Source organism: Bacillus sp. CECT 9360 (assembly GCF_918741275.1).
In the GTDB taxonomy this organism is placed as follows: domain Bacteria; phylum Bacillota; class Bacilli; order Bacillales; family DSM-1321; genus Peribacillus.
Genome location: NZ_CAKKNA010000011.1, coordinates 89351 through 111877, shown reverse-complemented (window position 1 = coordinate 111877; position 22527 = coordinate 89351). Strand labels below are relative to the sequence as shown.

22 protein-coding genes and 1 pseudogene are annotated in these 22527 nt (G+C 34.6%); 9 read left to right on the top strand and 14 right to left on the bottom strand.

The window, feature by feature from the left end:
- Window positions 1-12: 12 nt before the first annotated feature.
- The 3 genes from LQ216_RS14675 (at window position 13) to LQ216_RS14665 (ending at window position 3135) form a co-directional block, all read left to right on the top strand.
- A complete protein-coding gene (locus tag LQ216_RS14675) occupies window positions 13-1197 on the top strand; it encodes a mannitol-1-phosphate 5-dehydrogenase (protein WP_230130228.1) in 1185 nt (394 codons plus the stop codon).
- Window position 1198: 1 nt separating this feature from the next.
- Window positions 1199-1636, top strand: a complete 438-nt coding sequence (locus LQ216_RS14670) for a PTS sugar transporter subunit IIA (protein WP_230130227.1) — start codon at window positions 1199-1201, stop codon at window positions 1634-1636.
- Between the two features lie 65 nt (window positions 1637-1701).
- A complete protein-coding gene (locus LQ216_RS14665; protein WP_230130226.1) occupies window positions 1702-3135 on the top strand; it encodes a PTS mannitol transporter subunit IICB in 1434 nt (477 codons plus the stop codon).
- A gap of 318 nt (window positions 3136-3453) precedes the next feature.
- Here LQ216_RS14665 and LQ216_RS14660 read toward each other — a convergent pair whose 3' ends face one another.
- The 5 genes from LQ216_RS14660 to LQ216_RS14640 all read right to left on the bottom strand — a co-directional run bounded on the left by LQ216_RS14660 (window position 3454) and on the right by LQ216_RS14640 (window position 9203).
- Window positions 3454-3660: a VOC family protein gene (locus tag LQ216_RS14660; RefSeq protein WP_230130225.1), complete on the bottom strand. Its 207-nt coding sequence runs from the start codon at window positions 3658-3660 to the stop codon at window positions 3454-3456.
- Between the two features lie 79 nt (window positions 3661-3739).
- On the bottom strand, window positions 3740-5185 hold the full coding sequence (locus tag LQ216_RS14655; RefSeq protein ID WP_230130224.1) for a DEAD/DEAH box helicase: 1446 nt from the start codon (window positions 5183-5185) through the stop codon (window positions 3740-3742).
- A 211-nt stretch (window positions 5186-5396) separates the two neighbouring features.
- Window positions 5397-6059 carry a DUF4352 domain-containing protein gene (locus LQ216_RS14650; protein ID WP_230130223.1) on the bottom strand — a complete coding sequence of 221 codons (663 nt, stop codon included), beginning with the start codon at window positions 6057-6059 and terminating at the stop codon, window positions 5397-5399.
- A gap of 94 nt (window positions 6060-6153) precedes the next feature.
- Window positions 6154-7539: an alkaline phosphatase gene (locus tag LQ216_RS14645; protein WP_230130222.1), complete on the bottom strand. Its 1386-nt coding sequence runs from the start codon at window positions 7537-7539 to the stop codon at window positions 6154-6156.
- Between the two features lie 428 nt (window positions 7540-7967).
- Window positions 7968-9203, bottom strand: a complete 1236-nt coding sequence (locus tag LQ216_RS14640) for a Vps62-related protein (protein ID WP_230130221.1) — start codon at window positions 9201-9203, stop codon at window positions 7968-7970.
- Between the two features lie 893 nt (window positions 9204-10096).
- Here LQ216_RS14640 and LQ216_RS14635 point away from each other — a divergent pair.
- Complete coding sequence (locus LQ216_RS14635; protein ID WP_117307958.1) at window positions 10097-10345, top strand: hypothetical protein; 249 nt, start codon at window positions 10097-10099, stop codon at window positions 10343-10345.
- Window positions 10346-10978: 633 nt separating this feature from the next.
- Here the strand turns inward: LQ216_RS14635 and LQ216_RS14630 are convergent.
- The 4 genes and pseudogenes from LQ216_RS14630 to LQ216_RS14615 form a co-directional block, all read right to left on the bottom strand.
- A pseudogene (locus LQ216_RS14630) lies at window positions 10979-11161 on the bottom strand (GNAT family N-acetyltransferase); the annotation flags it as partial.
- The gene (locus LQ216_RS14625) at window positions 11118-11579 is read right to left on the bottom strand and encodes a hypothetical protein (RefSeq protein ID WP_230130220.1); all 462 of its coding nucleotides are present in this window, start codon (window positions 11577-11579) and stop codon (window positions 11118-11120) included. The gene LQ216_RS14625 and the pseudogene LQ216_RS14630, both read right to left, overlap by 44 nt.
- A gap of 181 nt (window positions 11580-11760) precedes the next feature.
- Complete coding sequence (locus tag LQ216_RS14620) at window positions 11761-12162, bottom strand: hypothetical protein (protein WP_230130219.1); 402 nt, start codon at window positions 12160-12162, stop codon at window positions 11761-11763.
- Between the two features lie 447 nt (window positions 12163-12609).
- Entirely contained in the window at window positions 12610-13854 is a 1245-nt protein-coding gene (locus LQ216_RS14615) for a hypothetical protein (RefSeq protein WP_230130218.1), read from the bottom strand.
- Between the two features lie 657 nt (window positions 13855-14511).
- Here LQ216_RS14615 and LQ216_RS14610 point away from each other — a divergent pair.
- From LQ216_RS14610 to LQ216_RS20400, 3 genes are all read left to right on the top strand, one after another.
- A complete protein-coding gene (locus LQ216_RS14610) occupies window positions 14512-15132 on the top strand; it encodes a hypothetical protein (RefSeq protein WP_230130217.1) in 621 nt (206 codons plus the stop codon).
- 726 nt (window positions 15133-15858) lie between these two features.
- Window positions 15859-17142, top strand: coding sequence for a helix-turn-helix transcriptional regulator (locus tag LQ216_RS14605; protein WP_290369280.1), 1284 nt, complete (start codon window positions 15859-15861; stop codon window positions 17140-17142).
- 143 nt (window positions 17143-17285) lie between these two features.
- Window positions 17286-17420: a hypothetical protein gene (locus LQ216_RS20400; RefSeq protein WP_290369279.1), complete on the top strand. Its 135-nt coding sequence runs from the start codon at window positions 17286-17288 to the stop codon at window positions 17418-17420.
- A gap of 474 nt (window positions 17421-17894) precedes the next feature.
- Here the strand turns inward: LQ216_RS20400 and LQ216_RS14600 are convergent, their stop codons facing one another.
- The 3 genes from LQ216_RS14600 to LQ216_RS14590 all read right to left on the bottom strand — a co-directional run bounded on the left by LQ216_RS14600 (window position 17895) and on the right by LQ216_RS14590 (window position 19944).
- Window positions 17895-18647 carry an alpha/beta hydrolase gene (locus tag LQ216_RS14600; protein ID WP_230130287.1) on the bottom strand — a complete coding sequence of 251 codons (753 nt, stop codon included), beginning with the start codon at window positions 18645-18647 and terminating at the stop codon, window positions 17895-17897.
- A 594-nt stretch (window positions 18648-19241) separates the two neighbouring features.
- Window positions 19242-19457, bottom strand: coding sequence for a helix-turn-helix transcriptional regulator (locus tag LQ216_RS14595; protein ID WP_230130215.1), 216 nt, complete (start codon window positions 19455-19457; stop codon window positions 19242-19244).
- Window positions 19458-19467: 10 nt separating this feature from the next.
- Window positions 19468-19944, bottom strand: coding sequence for a DUF2975 domain-containing protein (locus tag LQ216_RS14590; RefSeq protein ID WP_230130214.1), 477 nt, complete (start codon window positions 19942-19944; stop codon window positions 19468-19470).
- Window positions 19945-20110: 166 nt separating this feature from the next.
- On the opposite strand from LQ216_RS14590, the gene LQ216_RS14585 reads away from it, so the two are divergent.
- Entirely contained in the window at window positions 20111-20554 is a 444-nt protein-coding gene (locus LQ216_RS14585; protein ID WP_230130213.1) for a metalloregulator ArsR/SmtB family transcription factor, read from the top strand.
- A 49-nt stretch (window positions 20555-20603) separates the two neighbouring features.
- The gene (locus LQ216_RS14580) at window positions 20604-21101 is read left to right on the top strand and encodes an SRPBCC domain-containing protein (protein WP_230130212.1); all 498 of its coding nucleotides are present in this window, start codon (window positions 20604-20606) and stop codon (window positions 21099-21101) included.
- Between the two features lie 130 nt (window positions 21102-21231).
- On the opposite strand, the gene LQ216_RS14575 is transcribed toward LQ216_RS14580, so the two are convergent.
- Together LQ216_RS14575 and LQ216_RS14570 are read right to left on the bottom strand one after the other, a co-directional pair.
- A complete protein-coding gene (locus LQ216_RS14575; RefSeq protein ID WP_230130211.1) occupies window positions 21232-21771 on the bottom strand; it encodes a DJ-1/PfpI family protein in 540 nt (179 codons plus the stop codon).
- A 150-nt stretch (window positions 21772-21921) separates the two neighbouring features.
- Window positions 21922-22296, bottom strand: coding sequence for a VOC family protein (locus LQ216_RS14570; protein WP_230130210.1), 375 nt, complete (start codon window positions 22294-22296; stop codon window positions 21922-21924).
- Between the last annotated feature and the right edge of the window lie 231 nt (window positions 22297-22527).

Sequence of the window (22527 nt, the reverse complement as noted above, 5' to 3'; positions counted from 1 at the left end):
GGAGGTTATAAGATGCAAGCAGTTCACTTTGGTGCCGGGAATATCGGTAAAGGTTTTATAGGTTATTTGCTAAACAAAACCGGTTATGAAGTTTGCTTTGTTGATATCAATGAGCAAATGGTTGATAGTTTCAACAAAAATAATAGTTATTTAATCGAAATATTAGATGATAGTCATACAGTAGAAACAATATCTCCAGTTTCTGCATTAAATAGCGCTACACAAGAAGAAAAAGTGATTGAAGCTATTGTAAATACCGATCTAATCACCACATCTGTTGGAATTAATAATTTATCTAGAATAGCAAATATTATCAGTAAAGGTCTTTTAAAGAGAATAAAGGAAAATAAAAAAAAGATTGATATTATCGCAAATGAAAATGCTATTAATGCTTCTTCTACTTTGCAACAAGAAATTGAAAGACAGGTTTCAAATAGCGAAATGAATGAAATATGCTCTTTTGTTGGGTTTCCTAATTCAGCCATTGATCGCCTTGCTTTATCAAAAAATAGTGATGAAGGTGAGATTGCTCTTGTAGAACCTTTTTACGAGTGGATCATCAATCAATCAGAAATGGTTAATGTGGATTTACCTTTAATCAAAAACGCTCTATATGTTGAGGATTTAAGACCTTATATTGAAAGAAAGTTATATATGGTGAATATGGCACATGCAACAACTGCTTATATTGGCTTTCTAGCAGGAGAGTCTACTATTCAGAGTACACTTAAGAACCCTAAAATTGAGCGTTTTGTAAGGGAAACATTAAAGGAAGCTTCACAATATATTATTCAAAAATTCAATATTACATCTGAAGACATAAGGGATTTCATTGAAAAGACAATAAAGCGCTTTAAAAATAAAAATATTAGTGATGACATTTTACGAGTAGGAAGATCCCCCATTCGAAAACTAGGTCATGATGAACGATTAATTAAACCAACTAGAGAACTTTTTGAATTAGGACTTTCGGTAGAACACTTAACCGTAGCCATTGCTGCTGCATTTCTATTTGATAATTCTAATGATGAAGAATCTGTCGTATTACAAAACTATATGAATGAACAAGGAATTGAACAAGCAATCTCACATTTTACCCAGATCGAAAATATGCAAATTTTAGATAAAATTAAAGAAAATTTTAATCGATTAAAGGATAGTAATGGACAAATCGATTTGATTTTGGAGGTGAATTAATATGTTAAGTGAGTACTTGAAGGAAAATATAAACTTTTTAGATGAAGTGGCTTCGTGGGAGGAATCTATAAAAGTAGCTGCCGATCCTTTACTAAAAAAAGGATATATTACTCCTAAATATATTCAAGATATGATTGATAATGTCAATATGAATGGTCCATATATAGTGATAGTCCCAGAAATTGCTATGCCCCATGCACAAAATGAAGGCGGAGTAATAAAAACTGGTATTTCATTTTTAAAGTTAAAGAATTCTGTACTGTTTCCAGAAGGCAAAGAGGTAAATATTCTTTTCGTTTTAGCTGCTGAAGACAGCTCAGGGCATTTAGATTTGATTTCCGATTTGTCTTCTTTACTAATTGATGAAGATATTATGAGTAAATTTAAAAATTCAACCAGTGCAGAGGAAATCATTCATTTAATTAAGATGGTTGAATAACTTTTCTCTACCTACAGGTATTATGATTTAAAAAAATATGAGAAATCAAAAAGGGAGGAAATGATATGTCGAATTTAGCAAATGTAGTTGAAGTTAAAACACCATCAACTCGTGCCAGGGTCCAGGCCGTGGGGGGCTTTTTAACGAATATGGTTTTACCGAATATAGGAGCTTTTATAGCTTGGGGTATCCTCACCGCTTTGTTTATACCTTCTGGTTGGATTCCAAACAAAGAACTTGCAGCTATCGTTGGTCCAGCTATAACATACTTGTTACCATTGCTTTTAGCTAGCACTGGAGGCAGGATGATTGCTGGCCAAAGAGGAGCTGTAATGGGCGCAATTGGAGCTATCGGGTTAATAGTCGGTTCCGATATTCCAATGTTCTTAGGGGCAATGATTATCGGTCCTTTAGGTGGTTGGGTTATTAAGAAGTTCGACAAATCCATAGAAAATAAAATTCCTGCGGGATTTGAAATGATCGTTAATAACTTTTCTATTGGTATCCTAGGTTTCTTATTAATGATTCTATCTTATTTCTTTATAGGTCCTGTGATTGAATCAGCAAACGGCTTTGTGACATCTGCTATTAAAGCATTAGTAGCTACTGGTTTCTTACCATTGCTGTCTCTTATCAATGAGCCTGCAAAAGTGTTATTTTTAAATAACGTAATCGATCAAGGAATTTATTACCCTTTGGGTATGCAAGAAACACTTGAAGCAGGAAAATCCATATATTTTACCGTAGCGTCTAATCCTGGGCCTGGACTTGGTTTATTATTAGCATTTAGCTTTTTCGGTAAAAAGACTGCTAAACGAACAGCTCCAGGTGCAATCATTATTCATTTCTTTGGCGGTATTCATGAGTTGTATTTCCCATATGTATTAATGAAACCACTTACAATCTTAGGAATGATCGCTGGCGGAATGTCAGGTATTACCGTATTCAACCTTTTCAATGCAGGCCTCGTGGCAGGACCAAGTCCTGGTTCCATATTTTCTTATTTAGCGTTAACACCTAAAGGTAATTTTGTAGGAATCATTTTAGGAGTACTAGTTGCTACTATCGTATCCTTCATCGTAACAGCTATCATATTAAAGTTGGATAAAAAAACGGATGAGGATGAAAATTTTACGAGTTCAATAGAAAGATCAAAATCTATGAAATCCGAAGGTAAGCAAATATTACATTCATCTAGTAATCATTCTAATACTAATAAAATCAGTAAAATCTCATTTGCTTGCGATGCCGGTGCAGGTAGTAGTGCATTAGGTGCAACAACCTTCAGAAAAAGACTACAAAAGAAAAATATCAATGATATTGAAGTAAAACATTATAGAATAGAAGATGCTCCTCAGGACTCTGATATAATCGTTGTTCATAAAGATTTATTAGAAAGAGCGAGATTAACTCATAAAGATACAAAAATCATTACTATAGAAAATTATATTGATGATCCTAGTCTTGCTCAGTTACTTAATGAATTAGAGGAAAGATAAGAATAGTTTAGATTTTGAATTTTTACCACTATAAAAGAACTAAAGCCGGATTTCCTTAACATAGGGAAGTCCGGCTTGTTTTATTCCACCTATACTCCCAGGGAAACCTTTTTGTACTTAGCATCAATCACTAAAACTAAAATGGACTATTTCCCAAATATGTCCATCTGGATGTTTAAAGTGTCCGGAATAGCCCCAGTCATATTCCTTTGGCTGGTTAGGCAATAATATGCCACCGGCTGCTGTAGCACTTTTTAATATAGAATCTACTTCTTCTTTGTTGTTAGCGGTATGGCTCAGGATAAAATCCGAAGACCTCTAGGTTGTATTCGATTGATTAGCCACCATATCAAGCTTTGTACGCAGATAGAACACTAATGATAAATTGCCTTGCAATTCAATTAGGACATGGTCTTCTCCTTCAGCTATTCCTTGTGTTGGGAAGCCCAATCCATCCCTATAAAAGGCTATCGACTTTTCTAAATCATCAACTGCAAGAGTAATGATATTAATTTTTGGTTTCATATATCCTCCCACTAAAAATAAAACTAATAATTCCCCTCTTTAATCTTATCCTTAGTTTGCTTAGGTCCCAAAAATAGATTCACTTAATCGCTTTGCTCACTTTCAGCTTCTTTCCTTTGATTGTTGCATTCTCCATGGCTTGTAAGACGAGCGAGCCTTTTCCATTCAGAATATCTACATATGACAAAGTATCCTGTATGGTTATAATTCCAATATCATCTGCTGTTACTCCAGGAATTTTCGCAATAGTACCAACAAAATCTACAGCTCGAAGCTTCTTCTTTTTACCGCCGCTGAAATGGAGTTTCATGATATCTTGGTTGATTCGGGCCGTTTTATTATTTTTCACGACTCGGCGGCCGCTGATTTTTTCTTCGAAAGCGGCTCTTTCTCTTGCAACTTCCTCATCTCTTGGAGCTTCCTTTGTAGGTATCTCAAAGCCAATGTATCTTTCAATGGCTTTCACAAATTTTCCTTCATGAGGTGTCGCAAACGTAATCGCTTTTCCTTTATTGCCAGCACGCCCGGTTCTTCCTGTTCGATGGACATAGCTCTCTTTTTCCATGGGAACGTCATAGTTAATGATAAGTGTTACATTATCAATATCAATTCCTCTCGCAGCTACATCAGTGGCGACAAGATATCGGAAATTCCCCATTTTGAAACCATCCATAACCGCAAACCGATCTTCCTGTTCTAATCCTCCATGGAGTCTTTCACAAGAATAATTGGATTCTTCCAATTCGTTATATACGGTATCGACATGTTCCTTGGTTCTGCAAAAAATGATGCAGCTATCCGGGTTTTCAATGACCGTCACGTCTTTAAGCAGAGAAATCTTCTCTTGTTCTTTCACTTCGATTAAAGCATGTTCAATTGTATCCGTCGTGATCCCGGTAGAAGCAATCTCGATATTTAGAGGATTGTTCATATATTTATGACAGAGATTTTCCACATCTTTAGGCAAGGTAGCAGAAAATACCATCGTTACTCTGTTTGAAGGGAGTTCTTGTATAATCGCTTCTACTTCATCGATAAAACCCATATTAAGCATTTCATCCGCTTCATCTATAATAAGATACTTTATTTGATCTAAAACCAGGGTTTCTCTTTCGATATGATCCCTCACACGTCCAGGTGTACCAACGACAACATGAGTTTTTTGTTTCAATTCTTCTTTTTGCTTCGTAAAAGGTTCTTTTCCATAAACGGCCATCGCTTTAATCCGTTTAAACCGTCCAATATTCGTTATATCTTCTCGAACTTGAACAGCAAGCTCCCTGGTTGGGGTTAGAATTAACGCCTGCGGCAATTTCTCCTCCCATTCAATCATTTCACAAATGGGTATGCCAAAGGATGCCGTCTTGCCACTGCCTGTTTGAGATTTCACTACAAGATCTTGATTATCCATTGCTGCTGGTATAACTTCCATCTGAACCTCTGTTGGAGTTTCGTATTTTAACAAAGCCAGTGCTCTTTGTATTTCATCGCTTATATTATAATCCTCAAAACTTCTTTCACTCATGTATGTACCTCGTTTTTTTGTATTATCCGACTTATATATAGGATTCTCCCAGGAGAAATATCATATGCAAAATCTGACTATAGTTCATTATACTTGAAATGCCTGACATTCGGCTTTTTATTTACATCAAAACAAAAAGGACCATTCGCCTTGGTCCTTAGGTTTTGATTATTTTTGTTAGCGCGCATTTGCGATAACAATCAGCGTTTGATTACAAATCGATCTTTAGATTTTGTCCTTTTTCTATAATATTGCCCTCTTTACCGACAGCGTCGCTCGTTAACAATTCAATGCCGCTAACCTGTTGAGCTTTATTTAGAATGAAGCCCATATTTCCTTTTTTCACACCGTTCGCTTCAAGTTCTCCTGTCAATTCTTCAAGGTAAATATCATCTTCAAAGGTTTTGTATTCGCCGCTGTTCAGCTTAAGAGCAGCAATTGGTGTATACTTTATCAAATCGTTTGACGTATTTTTAACCTCGACTTCAACTTTAACAAAATCAAATTCTTCTTCATGGGTATAGGCATGAAAAAAATCGATCATGCTGTAATCGGGAACGAAGTGCATGACTTTTACATTTTTTATAATCATTTCAATAGGGCCAACTTTGAGCGTTTCATCAACCTTTTTATAAGCCTTTAAAGTTAGCTCTCCTTTTGAATCCGAGATTGTTTGATCTATTTTCACAAGATTACGGTCATCAGTTACTTGGGGATTTGGTACATAAACGTCGTTTTTGACTTTTGGGTCGACTTTTTCTGTTTGTTCTTTTTGTACCTCCTTATTCTCTTCAGCTCTATTATCGGCATTGTTTCCTGTTGAACAGCCAGTCAGAGCTATGAGTAAAATAAAGAGATAGATAAGCTTTTTCACGGTAACCCCTCCCTTTCTATGCCCTTAAGAAAAAGTGCCCGTTGCTGTTTATAGCAACGGGACTCTTTTACTTAGCATCGGTTTTTCATATTAATTATTTGTTACCGTTAGCTAAAATATCAAAGATAATTTTTGCATGGTCGGTGTTATCCACTTGTCCTGCAAAACGCTCTTTATACGGACCAAATGCATAAACCGGCACGTCTTCACCAGTATGTCCTCCTGTTGTCCAGCCTGTATGAGAACGCTTGTTAAAGATATTTTCGATTGCATTGTCGATATCTGTAACCTTTTTAGTAGCAGCAGCATCTTTGACTGCTTGAATTTCTTGGGCAGTTAATGCCAATAGTTTTTGATCAATATTAGTTTTTAGCGTCTTTTCAACATCCGCACCATTCGCAATTTCGTTAGCCATAAAATCAGGTGTGCGTTTAGCGGCTTTGATTGGCTGGCCAAACCAGTTATAGATACCGTCTGCGCCAATTGAATATCCGCCTGTTGAGTGGTCAGCAGTTGCGACAACTAGAGTATGCTTGTCCTTTTTTGCAAACTCGATGGCTGCTTTGTACGCTTTTTCAAAGTCTTCCATCTCACTCATTGCACCCACTATATCATTATCATGGCCTGCCCAGTCAATCTGGCTTCCTTCAATCATTAAGAAGAAACCATCTTTGTCCTCACTTAACCGATTGATTGCTGACGTTGTCATGTCTTGGAGTGAAGGAACTTCTTCTGTGCGGTCAATCATTTTCGGAAGACCGCCAGTAGCAAACAAACCTAACACCTGGTCATTTTTGTCCTTGAAAAGCTGTTCTTTATTTGTAACATAGCTAAAACCGTCTTTTTTGAATTCTTCAGGAAGATTTCGGTCAGGCCGGACAAAATTTGAACTGCCGCCACCGAGCATAACATCAATCTTATGCTTTCCTTTAACCATTTCATTATAGTAGTCATCAGCTATTGCATTCATATTTTTTCGGTTTTCATCATGCGAACCAAATGATGCAGGGGTAGCATGCGTTATTTCAGATGTAGCTACAAGACCTGTAGCTTTACCCTTTTCTTTCGCAGCCTCTAAAACTGTTTTCACTTCAGATTTATCATTATCTACAGCAATTGCTGCGTTGTATGTTTTTACACCAGCAGACATCGCGGTAGCAGCAGAAGCAGAATCTGTTACATTTTGTGCTGGATCTTCAGGATAAGTCATTTGCTGTCCTACCAGGTATTTATCAAATTCTGTTCGGTCAGCAACTGGTGTTGAAGGATTATCCTTCAAATACCGATGAGCGGAAGTATAAGAAACGCCCATCCCGTCACCGATTAAGAAAATAACGTTCTTAATCTTAGGATTTTTATTATTACTGTCAGCTTTTGCTTGTACATCATCATTAGAATAAGTTCCAAACAAGCTTCCAATAGCAACTGCTGAAAGAACTGCTACGGGCAGAATCTTCTTAGAGAATCTATTTTTAAACACTTATAATTCCCCCTAAGGTAAGTTTTATTGAACAACAGATTTAACTATACTTAAAAACTATTGATCTACCGTTAAGGGAATGTAAATTTCTATTAACTTAAGGTAAATAAGATCGGGCTTTTATAAATAAGTATGTAAGTGGATTTTCCTATTTAACTCAAGTTACCTGTGTATTATTGCAACAAGGACATTTTTCATGTTTAAATCCCCTTTGTTTTGTTTTTATGGATAATGATAAAAAAAACTACAACTGTACATGACATCCTTATTAAACTATCGTTACTGAAAAAAGCAAAGAGCTGTCACGATGACAGCTCTTTGCTTTAGGCGATGCATCCGATTCCCAGACAGAAAGAATTTCATTATTTTTGTAATAGTCGGGGAAAAGGGCTCAATTACTTGCAAGAAATCTATTTTTTACTTTTGTGTTAAATAGAATGTTGGACCATTGTCACTGTCAAATTCGGATATTGCGAGATGGCCACACTAGGAGTTTTGAATGTTAGTGGAGGACCAACTTGGCTCCTGTCTCCACGCAAAACCTTCAAATTGTAGGATGATGACCAAATCGCTACAGCAGTTTTTGAAGCAACGGGAACTTCACTGGAGATGGCCTCCTCTGTAAACTCTCGGATACTGGTACTTCCCTCAAATCCAAGCTCTGCGCTGACCGTACAACTAATTTTCCCCTCAGCCCCGAACAATGAAATTCCTGATTCCGCGGATATTTCAATCCCTGTTTTTCGACTCCAGGATTCCGAATTTTCTTTATCAATTCCTGACCTATACTCATATTTCAATGTTGCTTTATCAGAGGTTTCATTATCTTGAAAAGCTATCAGATTATAAAGATTTTCCCGCTGCATGTAATAAAAAGGACTATTTTGCAGTCGCCAGCTTACTGGAAACTCATTATCATTTACACTGGTCATAGGAATGATAACTTCTCTGTCCAGTAATGGAAGTGTGGACTTTGAAGGTGAAGCTTTACCATTTAGAATAGGTGCAACAGGATCATTTGATTTTGTAGTGGGCAAGGTTAATCTTAAGATGCTAGGAATAGTCTGAGGTCTATCATGATTGCTATTGCCAATGAAGGTAACCGGTGCGAACAAGCCAGTATCATCGTCATACAACTGGCCTGCAACAGCAATTTTGTATGCACTAAAATCACCATGCGCCCCTGTGCCAGTGTCATCATATATCCAGTCACCCACAGCTCCAGAGTATGTTAAGTCTCTTCTCACACACACAACCTCACTTAAAGAAGGTTTATCGTGATTATCTATGAAAACGTCTCCCATTGAGACATATCCATCAGGCGGGACAGGTCTCCAGCATGATCCATCCCCATCTTTCCCTGAGCCACTATCGTTCCATATTTGATTATAATCTACAGGATGAGCCAAGGCATTCGTGTCTGGGGCAGCTTTAACACATATTACTGCTACATTATTGTTAATGTCATCATAGTTGCCGACTGCAACTGATCCTAGAGGAAAAAATCCCTCTTTGCAAACAGGACGATAGAAAGAAACACTATTTCTCCCGCCAGTGCCATGATCATTCCATATAAGTGTAAATTGTCCGGTGAATGAAATAATAAGATCGCCAAATTTTGCCTCACTTATTGGTGCAGTTGATACTTCTTGAATTAATACCATACTTTTCCCCCTTGAATAATTTCGACTGCAACTGCTTCATCTGATGATATTTAGTTGCGCAATACTCATTCTATTTCGGGAAAAATCTACTAGAACTAATAAATAAAATAAATTGTTATTTCATAAAACTTAACATGTAATCAAATATTCTTTCATATGTTTTGCGCTAGCATAGGGAAATGGTTCAGTAACTGGATGCACTGTGATGGATTGAATATTGAAACATCAAATACATTCTTGCTAAGTTATATAACTCTCATTAAAAACACTGAGATGAACAATATACTATAGCCCGTTTGTACGCAAAGATTAAGTAATAACATCCCTTGAAGTATCTTTCTGGGAGAATATTTAAAGGTTTCGAGAGAAGTTTGAAGAGAAGTTGTAAGAACTAGACAATTCATTTCTTTAAACAGCATCTATTCAACATAATGCAGCAAAATAGTAGCTAATGAGAAAATGAAAGCCATTACACTTAAAATCGATAAATTCTTATTCCGGGAAAATTTATTCTTTAGTGTGAAAATGCTTTCCTTATTAAAGAGGTGCGCCTGCTTTCATCTAGATAAAATAACAATTATCTAGGTCCAGACCAAATTTGTAGTGAAAATCCTTTTGTCAAGGGTGATTACACCATTTGCCACAAATAAATATATGTGTTTAACTGTGGCGTCAAAATCTAAAAGAGGCAGCTTTTTGTTTCTGGCATTTAAATGATGTATGTTTTGGCAGTATGTTTATTAATCACTTTGAATCATTACTCAAAACGGAAGTGTATAGATGCTTATATTTATACATAATTGCTAAGCTGTGCTTAATGTATTAACGGAGCAGGTTAGTTCAATAAGAGAATGGATATATATGTTAAACTGTTAATGGAGGTGTTAGGCGAAATGGAGATGCGACATTTCATATTACACGGAGATAATATACTTTCAGTTGAAGTAACGATAGATGCAAGGGATTATAGGTTCGGTGTCCAATGGAAAGCACCAGAAAAGCCTTATGACGAAACTTGGGTATTAAAATCCTATGCGAATAAGTTAAACGGAGAAAAAGACTTATCAAAAGAAAAAATTCAAGAATTTATGGACACCATCAATGCGAAATGGAATTGGAATGTAGCTGATTTTAAGAATTGATATTAAGCTGATGGGTGTTTACTTCGAGTTCCGGCTGCCAGTTAATAGGTGGCTATTTTCTTTTTCAACTAACTGGCAGGATAGTTGAAGAAGGAAAAGAGAGTTTAGCATAGAATATTTGTCCTTAAAGAACAAAGAGGAGAAAATCCTAATGGAAACTATGGAATTTAAAAAGATAGTGGATGAAATTGTTGTCTCTAACGAATTGATAAAAAAGAACGTGAACAATCTTTGAAGGTCGTAGAAGAATACAAAAAAATGGGGATCATTCCAACTGATGAAAATTAGTCAAATTAACTAAAGTAGTGAGATATTGGATATGTGAATATCAGTTACACATAATATGTTGCTTTTGAATAATGTTTGATCAAATTCATACTAATAACCTTGATAAATGAACAAAAAGAAAGAGCGTGTTTGAACAAAAGATTGATCAAAACACGCTCTTAATATATTTAATTGGATCATTCTTTATAAAAAAGTTTGATCATTTCTGTGATCCTTCCTCAATTAAAGCGCCCTTAACATAAAGAAAGAGCACAATTCATGCTGCGGAATTGCGCCCTTTAACGGAATAACCTGATATGGCCTCATGCTTAGGATCGATTATTTGTTCTTCTTCTATCGCACCCGTTAGTTGATTAAATTTTTTTCAAGGATGATTTTATGTAACCCCTTTTCATCAGTATATGTATCAATGACATTAAACCCACTTTTAATATTTAAAATTAACATCCCCCGCCACTTATTCATTGTTTTTGTTTGAACAACTTTATAACCAATTTCCTTTAAATATTGATGTTGCTTTTCCATTAACATCCATCCATGAACTAGCATCACGCCATTTTAGACTCTTGGCAGAAATCCAGCTATTAGTACCAAGAGTATAGTCTTCGGGTTCCCAATCATAGTCATCAGCCCAATAAAATAAACCTTTATGTAAAATCAGTTTTGCATCATCAATGATTGAATCGTAATTAATTGGACTTGGAACGATGTGAAATTGGGTTACACCTTCAAATAATAACTCAATTGCAGAAGTGTCACGAAACTGCCTTTGGAAAAGGATTCGTACATTGGTATCAAGTTCTGTTGACATACCCATCGATAAATTTTCATCAACAAAACTCTCAGTCCACATGTGTAATTCCTTTAAACAACTATCATGGAATCCACCAAATTTGTCCAAAAGATTTTCAATATCTTTACTATCTTTAACTTCTATCCAATCCACCGGATACCACCCGCTTATTAAGTATTCTCTTCTCATTAAATGATAGCACGTTTTACCATTTTCTTCTTAAACTAAACTGCCCGTTTGTTCAATAAGAAATTCAACAAAAAGGCGGTTAATCCTTCCTGGATCAACGCACCCGTTAGTTCAATAACAACCTTGAGAGCAGCAGGTGAGGTCACTAATGTTTAACGAATATGGTAACGCTTCGTTTTGATGCAATAGTTCGTCTGGAAAGCTCTTCTTTCCATTTCTTTGAGTCTAATTGATATTCACCGTATTGATCTTTGTAAGTTTTTTTAAAGAGATTAATTGTTCTGGCCTCTTCTGGATAATTATGTGATAAGGGATAACCCAGTCGTCCTTCCTCAAATATATATAGTTCTACAACGTCCCCTATTTCCATAAATGAATCTAAGAATGTAATAAATTCAATATCTTCACCTCCAAGTTCATAAACATAAGGGAGGGTAAACGGCAAACTTTCCTTATACGCTTCACCATTTAGAAATGGATAATTATTTTCACTTGTGTGATATTCAGGAATTGGTTTTAATGTAGCGATAAAATAATGAGCTGTCATTGAAAAATCCCTTTCAAAAATACAATATTCTTATTAAAGCACCCCATCATAAGTATAACCTTGAATAATATCAAAGTTAATGTTTCACCTAACGTCTTCTTTCACTAACCTGCCCCGTAGTTTAAGTGATAATCATCACAATCTCTTTACCTATAACAATTTTCTTTAAGATATGTTATTCCATTAAATGGCCCTTTAATTGAAAACAGTCAAAAGAAAACCCCTATATTAATACAGGGATTTATCGAACTTTGTTTTAAATTATCAATCTTTTTTATAAATTATCGAACTTTTTTACAAATTATCAAACTTTCTTTTAAATCTACAATAATAATAATGAAGCGTGTATCGGCATGTTGGAATATCCTCCTGGTCACCAAATCAGAATGGCAAGACCACCAACACATCTAGTGGTCTTTTCTATTTGTGTTGACTTTCATATCAGAACTAATTTCCTGTGTTAAGAGCCCCGCGAATATGTGAGCCTAATCTAGTCATGTATTCTCCTGCTGGACCATGATAAACATCCACAATTTTTGTAATATCGAAATCATGAGCATAACCATCGTCATTTACTCCCAATCCTGTCATCCCTAAAGCTGTTGCACATTCTCCAAATGGGTAAATAATCTGTAATGTTACATCGGCTAATGAATACCATACTGAAGTTCCGTGACCAAGACCATCCCAGATACCAGCAATTAATGGGGCAAGGTTGTATTCTCCAGTGTTTGAAAATGCATCTGAACGCATTGCTGCAGACATACACCACCATGAAGAGAATGCTGCAATTCTTTCGTTTTCCATCATTTGTTGTGCGGCATGAGCAAGAACATAGCATCCTAAAGAGTGTGTAATAGCCCGTCCCCTGTTTCTACCTTGAAGTTCTTCTAGGAATGGTCTGATATAAGTTGCTGTTTCTTCAGCTCGAGTTTTCATCTCAGTCCAAAATGCAGCTGCTATTGTAGGGAAAATGTTTCCGTTAAAGACAAAATCCTCTAAGACCATCTGTAATTGTCTTTCATCTTCACCCGACATTTCTGAGTCATAGCTTATTAAATAAATGTCTATTAATGCCGCATTTGGAGGATTAGGAATTGAACGATCAGGGTTAAAAACTCTTGCTTCACTTTCAAATGTCCTGAAGAAATCAAATGCATCAATACGTTCATCATGAGTAAAATCAGAACCATCTCGTTCTACCGCCTTATAAAGCATCCCATGAATAAATACCCATGCTTCTCTTGTATCGTCAAAAATAAAGGTGTTAGGGTCTATTGGTGTGCTATATCTTGGAGGTTCAATCTGACCTTGAGCATTTCCCCAAACGGCTTCTCTAGGGTTTAGCAATTGCCTGATGGTTGGGAAAGGATATTGTCTAATACGGTCACGAACTTTTGGGCGGATGATTTCGGGATAAATCCATTGATATGACACATTGCATAGTGCTGGTGTTACTAAAGTTATATATTGGATGGCTCGATGCATTAAGCGAAGTCTTATTTTATCAAGAGAGACACCGCATCCTTCTACGCAGTCCCATATGTTTTCAAAAAAATAAGGAATGTCCTCCTTTATGGTGTTTTCTGCTATTTGCCTTGCTATATCAGCAACGTCAGTTACTGCCTTTGCAGCACTACTTATATTAATTTTCGGTTGCCAACCTACTAAATTTTGATTTTCTTCTTGCATACGACCACTACTCCTTTTTTTTATTCTATTTTTTGCGTGAAGGTGAGCATTTATTCAACATTTTATATGATACCTATTCATTCATAGGAGGATTCTCTCGAAGGAGCATTGAAGTTATCGAACGTGAAGAAGCAGTAAAGGGAATATACCTTCACCGCTTATGTGTGGGATATGAATCAAAACGGGAACCAGAAACCTTCTTTTCACTAGACAGACCCAAGGAGGGTGTTTCGGAAATTCGACGATATATCTGGTATAAAGATGATAGTAGTGCAGTTTTATATAATGGTGGTTCAAATTACTCTACCCTAACAAAGGAACAAACTGATGAGTTGAAAAATGTATAAAAAAATAAAGATTCTTTATTCAGCTAACGGGTGCTTTTGTTGAATATCCTAAATTACTAATAACCTGAAAATATGCAAGTTTTTATTCATTCCTTGCATATTTTCAGGTTTTTCACATTCAAAAAACATACTGCCATAAACAGCATTTTTTAATTGCCAAATACAGCTTTTTAAACTCGCATACTATTTAGTAAAATTCATATTGATTTTCAAACATTCAACAAGGACAAAATCGATATAATTTAACTTGTTGTTATTAATAGAATAACCAGGTTATTCTTAAAAAAAGGAAAAGAAAGGGAAGAGGATTTTGAATACATTAGATAATATTCAGGATTTTAAACAACACATGAAAACTGCAAAGCCTTTATTTCAGATTAATAAATCTCTGATGGAAATTCCATGTAGCATTCAAAAAGATATTAATACTAACCACCAGCTCGAGTTTCCACTAATCCATAAGGATATATTAGGTCAAATCTTATATGAGGCTTTGCAACTTCAAGGAATTCCCACCATAGAACCGATCTTAATTATTCTGCACCCTCTTGTAGTAGAGGGAATAAAGTTGCCAGGATTTTATAGATTTGAACAAAACAATAGCAGGTATATCTGCCAAAAAAGGATACGGAGAGAAGATAATGTTCATTATCATGTAAGAAAGCTACAACAAGAAAATAAAATTTTTTCTAATATAGGAATTGGATACTTAATGAACATTGAAGAAGTTACTAAATACAACTCGTTACAAAACACATTGTTAGATACTTTACAACTAATGAATAACGTTGACCTCTATTTAAACATCCACGGTGAGGTAACGAGTCGGGTAATTAACCATTTAGATAAAGATGCTACGATTTTTCTCGCAGATGATTTTAACAAAAAACATTCTATTGTTTTTACACAGTGGTTAAAACAAATTAAGTAGGAGAAATGATATGTGCATAGTTGAGTAAACTTGGTGTCCCATGGCAGTTGGTATTTTATTATCGAACCCTTATCATTTTGCCTGATAACCAAGGAGCATTCCCAGTATATTTACCAGGACACCTTACGCAAAAAATCAATTATGGAGGTTGGTATCGCTTGGGCCAACACAAGTGGAGTGCTCCATCATTCGGATAGAGTTTGGTGGGGTGCTTCATTTGCAAGTTCAAAATACGATATGCAACAACAAACGATTAAAGCTATTTATGTGAATTCAGATACTTTAAAATATTCACCTGTTTCAAAAATTAATCAAATCTTTCCGCTTAAGCTAAACAACTGGCATCGGCTCTTTTATAGGAAAGAGCTCCTAAGAAGTTAGAATTAGAAAATGTTTTCCGTGTCTAATACAGTGTATCACCTTCAAACTATTCTCTAAGAAGTGGGTGCTGGGTATTACCAAAGCTGTGCAAATTCCTTTTAATCATTCTATCCTCTCTGAAACAGAAGGTGCCTTAAGTCAATAATATAGTGAGATTTTAGTCGCCTTGGGAATAGACTTCGCAATAATCGCATCTATATTCAAGAGTCTTCCTGAATTACCAAAAAAAGCTATCCAATCATAAATAGCTAAAAGGTAGATCTGTGAGACATTTCTTACGAAGAAATGTCTTTTTTGCTATGATAATAGTACTAAATAAATTTTCCAAAAGGGACGGGACTAAGCATGACTATAGGAGACAAGATTAGACAGCTTAGGATACATAAGAGAATGACACAAGATAAGTTAGTAGAAGGTATTTGTTCCGTTGCTTATTTAAGTCGGGTTGAAAACGGTAAATTAAAACCTTCAAGAGCAATGCTGGAAAGAATTGTTAATCGCTTGGATATCTCATTAAGTGATTTATTAAATGAAAATATTTCCGAAAAGGAGAAAAAAATAAAGGATATTATCCAAATATATCAAACCACAAAAAATGTAGCTGAAGAGGAATTAAATTTCCTAAATATCAGCACCAAAGAACCCTACCCTTCATATATCTTAGTCCAAATTTTCGGCTTATTAATCAGGTATTATATAGACAATAAAGATATTGCTCGAGCAGAACAAGTATATCAAGTTTCACAAAAAACAGTTTCAATGGAATATGATAATATATATAGCGAATTCTATATGAACTACTATATTTCTTGCGGCATTCTATTCTACACTACTCAAATTTATTCAGAGGCAGATCGGTATTTTACGATGGCTGAAAACTTAATAATTGAAGGAGACACAATCGCAAATGCAAAATTATTTTATAATATAAGTTTAGTGAAACAAAGGATTCTAAAAGATAAAACATTGTGTCTATATTATTCAAAGAAAGCATATGATATTTTTCTTTTTTTAGGTGATACGGAGCATTTATCAAAAGTACTAATAACAAGAGGTGTCCAATGTCACTTAATAAAAGATTACAAAAATTCTTTAGTTCACTTACTTGAAGCTAGAGAAAATATTGACTTAAGTAGCGATACGAATTTAAACGCTATGATTGAGTATAATTTGGGACGAGTTTACCAGGGGCTACAAGAATTCGATAAATCCATTGCTCATTTTCATGAAAGTATTAAAATCAATGAATCTTTGGATTTAGAAGACGAAAAGGTATACTCTCTTAAAAGTTTGATTGAGATTTATCAACAAAAAAAACAATGGGATTTGGCTCATAATTTTCTTCAAGACGCTATAAAGATTGCTGAAGATAAGAATTTGAATTTTGTTTTAATTGAGTTAAAAGCCCTGCAGATAAAAAGTTACTATAATAGAGAGGACTATTTCAGATACGAGAAAGAAATGCAAAAAATAATCGAACAAGGTATCGAATTAAAGCAAAATATAATAGTTAGTAAATTAGCCATGGAATTTGCACAATACTATTATGAACTACGAGCCTATAAAAAAGCGGCGGATTATTTCAAAATTGCTTTAAACCACGATGATTATTTGTCTAATATTCCATAATGAAGCTGCATTATATTACTTTCTAGTAAAATTTTATCGAAAAAAGACGTATCCAATAGTCTTAAAAAATGTAAATTTTACCCCTTTTCATTAACATACTCTCTAAATATACTTAACTTAAAGCTGTTAAGGAGGTAAAATCCATGTTTAAAAAGACTATTTTACTATCATTAATTCTTGTTGGTGTTTTTGGTTTTAGTAAGGTGGCGAATGACGAGCGTATAATCGCTGAGTCTCAACCAGGTCCTATGACAATTAAGCCTACATCTTTAACTTAAAGAACTGCCTTATTGCATAATATTAATTTGTTCCCGTTGCTATCAAAGTCAACGGGCATTTTTTTATCTCCATCCATTTAGTAGCAGCATTCCTACTTATGTATGGTACCCAGCAGAAATAATCTCTCCCTATATCATTACTTGCCTTTTCAAAGCCCATATTAACTGTCCGTTCATTTGAACGAATTCGAGCACTCTATTTGCATGTATAGTAAATATTTCACCTGGTATTATCAAACTGCTTCATCGTTTTCGAAGTCTATGAAAAGTTCACCTTCTAATACATAAAATAATTCATCACAATCCTCATGTTTATGCCAATGGAATTCTCCATTGATTACAGCTATTCGTATTACATGATCTTTGACTTCACTTACAATAAAATTTGTGTAGTCATTTTGGTCTATAATTGTCTCATTTAGGTTAAAACACCTCTAATTGTCCTTTTTTCTGCGTTCTCAGTCTCCTTAATAATTACATTAGATTTTCCTTTATCCGTAAAATACCATCTGATAAAATTCGTTTTATCGCACTAATCACTACAACGGGTTCATCGTTCTGTATATAATGAGCACTATTTTCCGCAATGATAAGCTCACTTTTTGCAGATATATCAAGGATCTCCTTTTGCATGTCATTCCACAATTCCTGAGATTCTTTAGAATAATGAGCTTTTTTCCCAGCTGATAAAACAATCAACGGAACATTTAATGGCCTTCTCGTTTGTTTTAGTTGTTGCAAGCTTTCCATAAATTCATCATAGGTACCCTCATAAATAAATTGTTTATTATATGCTTCTTGAAAATCTATCGGCATAGTTGGGAGAAACGTTTCATTATAATTTTCCGGGGTAGAATCAACCAAGATAAGTCCAGCAACATCGTCAGGATACTCTGTAGCATAGATCCTTGTGTTTACTCCCCCATAAGAATGACCTACTAATAGATATGGAGGTTTTATCTTCATTACCGTCAGAAGTTCTTTCAACTCTTTAACCATTTCTTGGCTCGTTCTGGGATTAGAGCTTTTTTCGCTCTTTCCTAATCCCGCTCTATCATAAACAAGCACTTCCGTTAGCATAGAAATTTTAGGGATTATCGAATTCCAGGCCTTGGAATAGTCTCCATACCCGGCATCCATTACAACAGTTGGTTTTTCTTTCTTTTCGCCATACAACTTTGCATATAGTTTTAAATCACTAACTTGCACAAAAAACTCTTTCCCCATTGGAGACGGTATCTCGTTCTTTTCCATTGTAATCTCCTATATGTACTTTTTCTTGTTCAACCAAAGCGCCCCGTTAGCATAATAAGATAATCATATGAAAAGCACTTAAGTGAAGAATATTAATACTGTGGTATTGGTTTATCTATGGGGCAAAAGGAAAAATAAAATCTAACAAAAACATTAATGACCAAATTAAAAGTAAAATTGTAATTGTCAAACCAACAAACTTGGTTATTCCCTTAAAATTCGCCTTTTGTAACAAATAAGATAGAACATATAATAATATGACTACATATGGAAGGTTGTTACTACCAGATACAATTGCCTGTATCATCATACCAATAATAATTATTCCTGCAATTAGGTTAAACAAATGTAATTTTTTATTTTTTACTCATTATCCCCCTCCTATTTTCATCGTGGCGTTAGCATTCAAAAATCTTTTTTAACAAGTAATCCCATTAATTAATATTTTTTTATCCAAATACCTTTACCTGTTCATTTTCCATATTTATTTTCCTTACTACTTGTAGTTAGGTTTAACTTTATTTTGTATCCTTACAATTTACTCCAATAAACTTCTAGTTAGTTTCTCTAGATTTCTTCGTTGCTCCTATATTCTAAGATATCGCCAGGTTGACAGTCCAAAGCTTTACAAATGGCTTCTAGAGTTGATAATCTAATCGCTTTTGCCTTTCCATTTTTCAAAATAGAAAGGTTTGCCATTGTTATCCCTACTCTTTCGGAAAGTTCTGTTACACTCATTTTTCTTTTTGCCAACATTACATCAATATTTATTATAATCGCCAATCTTTTCACCTCAGACCGTTAAATCGCTTTCTGATTTTATATCCAGAGCATTTTTTAATAGCATCTGAAGGACAGTCGTAAAAAGTGCGATAACAACAGAAGAAAAAATAATGATAAAACCTATAATTGCAATTCCTGGATGCAAAGCACTTTCTAAAATAAGAACTATACCACCTAATACATATAATACACTGATTGAAATTGCACAGTATTTTATATAATGTAATGTCTTTACAGATAAATCCGAGAAAGCTTTTTTATTTTCAATATAGTTTAAAAGCTTTAAAGCCTGATACAGAGCAAAGAAAAATGGAATAGTCGTAACATTTAAACCGATTAACACAGGATATTTCAAATGAGAAAACTCTGGAAATCTTTCTGTCGTATAATTTGCTGACCAAGGCAAATAAAAAATACACAAGGATAGAATGGTTATTCCAATAATAAAAACGGCTACCTTTAAAAAAAGTGTTGTTCCTTGTTTCATCAAAAAGCACCTCGCTTGTTTATCGTTAGACTAATCTTAATATAATACATAATTTATCGAATAACAATAAATTTTTATCCTATTACATTATACCATTTCATAAGAACCCTCTTTATCTCCCTAAATTTAGACACAAAAAGTATTCCTCATTACAAAGTAATGCTTCATGAATTTTATACATTACACGAATCTGTTAAAAATAATAAAGTACAAAATTCATTTAACCAAATGGTTGAATTATTTTGTTTTATCTATTATATTTAACCATATGGTTGAACAAAATAATGATAACCTAAATAATATTTTCCAAGCCTTGGCTGACCCAACTCGAAGAGAAATAGTTCGTCTTATTGCCTCTAATGACCGCACAGTTTCAGAACTGGCGGCACCTTTTGATATGTCTTTAGCAGCTATTTCTAAGCATATCAAAGTTTTAGAACGGGCAGGATTACTTGAAAAGACTGTGGAAGGGCGAACACATATATGTCGTCTTAATCCCCACTCGTTATCAGCTGCAACAGAATGGCTTCGTTTTTATGAGCGTTTTTGGAACAGGCAGTTTGACGTTTTTGAACGTGAGCTAAATAAAGCAAAAAAGGAGGAACATTAGATTATTCGTACAATTTTATAATTAAATTATTTAGTAAAGGATGATAAAAATGGTTAACACATCAACAACAACTCTTACTATGACTCGTCGTTTTGATGTCACTGCGGAAAGAGTATTTGATGCTTGGCTGAACCCAGAAATGATGAGAAAATGGTTTTTTACAATGGAAACAACGAATAAAGTGACAAAAAATGATCCTCGCGTAGGTGGTTCTTGGGAAATCGTCGACCATAGAGAAGGTAAAGATTACAGGGCAGTTGGTGAGTACATAGAGGTTCACCCACCAAGTAAATTAGTTTTAACATTTAGAATGCCTCAATTTAGTGATACAGAGGACAGGATTACCGTTGAAATTAAACCTTTTGAAAATGGCTGCGAAATGACCTTCACACAAGTGATTGTCGTACCTCACGAAGAAGGTTGGACTGAGGAAGACATTGAAAAAGCACATGATGAATATAATAGCCAAACCGAAGAAGGTTGGGGTTATATGTTTGAGGGGTTAAAACAATTAGTTGAAAAAGGAAAAATTAATTATCCATCTTAAATTAAAATCACGAGCGACTACTTCCGCTCGTGTTTTTGTTTATAAAGATAAAATGTACCCTATAGAGTAGACACTTTACTGGTTGACCTTATAATACGAAAGCAACCGTTTGTCGAATAACAGTCTTAAATTACTCTTGATACCATCTTTCATCAAATTCAAGGTTTAACGCCTTCCCTAAATAAATACCAAATCTAATAAACCCTCGTCCCCTTGCAGTAATGATGTTTCCATCTTGAACTACCATTTCATTTGAATAGTTCTCTTTTTCAAACACACCCACCATATCCCTATTTTCCTCAGTCATCCCAACAGTATATTTTTTTCCTGTTAAAACACCTGCTTTTGCTAAAAGAAATGGAGAACTGGATATGCTCGCAATTACTGTTTCTTTTGTAGTCACTTTTTTAATGAAATCAAAAAGTCTTACTTCGTCTGTTAGGGACATAATGTCCATACAGCCCGGTAATAAGATGCTATCTATCTCGTCAGGATTAATTTCATCAACATATGAATCGGCTACACAAGATAACCCTGACTCACCTTTAATTAATTGATTGGTGAATCCAACAGTAACAATTGGTTTATTTCCTTGCATTAAAACGGACAAAGCTATACTTAATTCATATTCGCTAAATTGAGGATATAATAATACTGCTGTTTTTTTCACTAAGATATTCTCCCTACCTTTAATTTTTCTCGTAACCATCTAGGGTTTTTTAATTATACATAAAATAACAGTTCCATTCTTTAACCAAACTGCCAGTTAGCATAATAAGAAAAAGGCTGCAACCACAGCCTCCAAACTAAAAAAATTTTATCATTCTTTTATCCACTCTAACAATTCCATTCGGTTACCAAAAGGGTCCGAAATGTAGAATCTTTTAGCTCCGGGAAGGTTATCGTCATCAATAACATCAACATTATTTGTTCGCAGATGTTTTTTTAATTCCTCTATATTTTCTACTTCGAATGCAGGATGTGCCTTTTTAGCTGGAGAGAAAGGTTCTTCAATGCCTATATGTATTTGATAATTTTCAAATGCAAACCAAACACCGCCACGTTTCTTTAATTTCTCAGGTTTTTCCACTTCATCGAAACCTAAAATATCCTTAAAAAACTTTCTTGCAGTATCTTCACTACCCTTCGGAGCAGCGAGTTGAATATGGTCAATTGCTTTAAAAATAAAAGGCATTCATATTCCCCCTTGGATATAAGATAAATATTACTTTGTTCATGTCCATTATATGTAAATTCGCACAATAAAAAAAATACAAAGTTATTAATTATATTGATAAGCTCTACTTATAGAATAACAACAAAGTTAGTCATTTGTTCTTCAATTTTCCTGCCTCTTTATTTCAAAAAAATAATCTTCTTTCTTAAAGATTGTCTATCACACTTTTCTTTAAAATATAAAAATGTG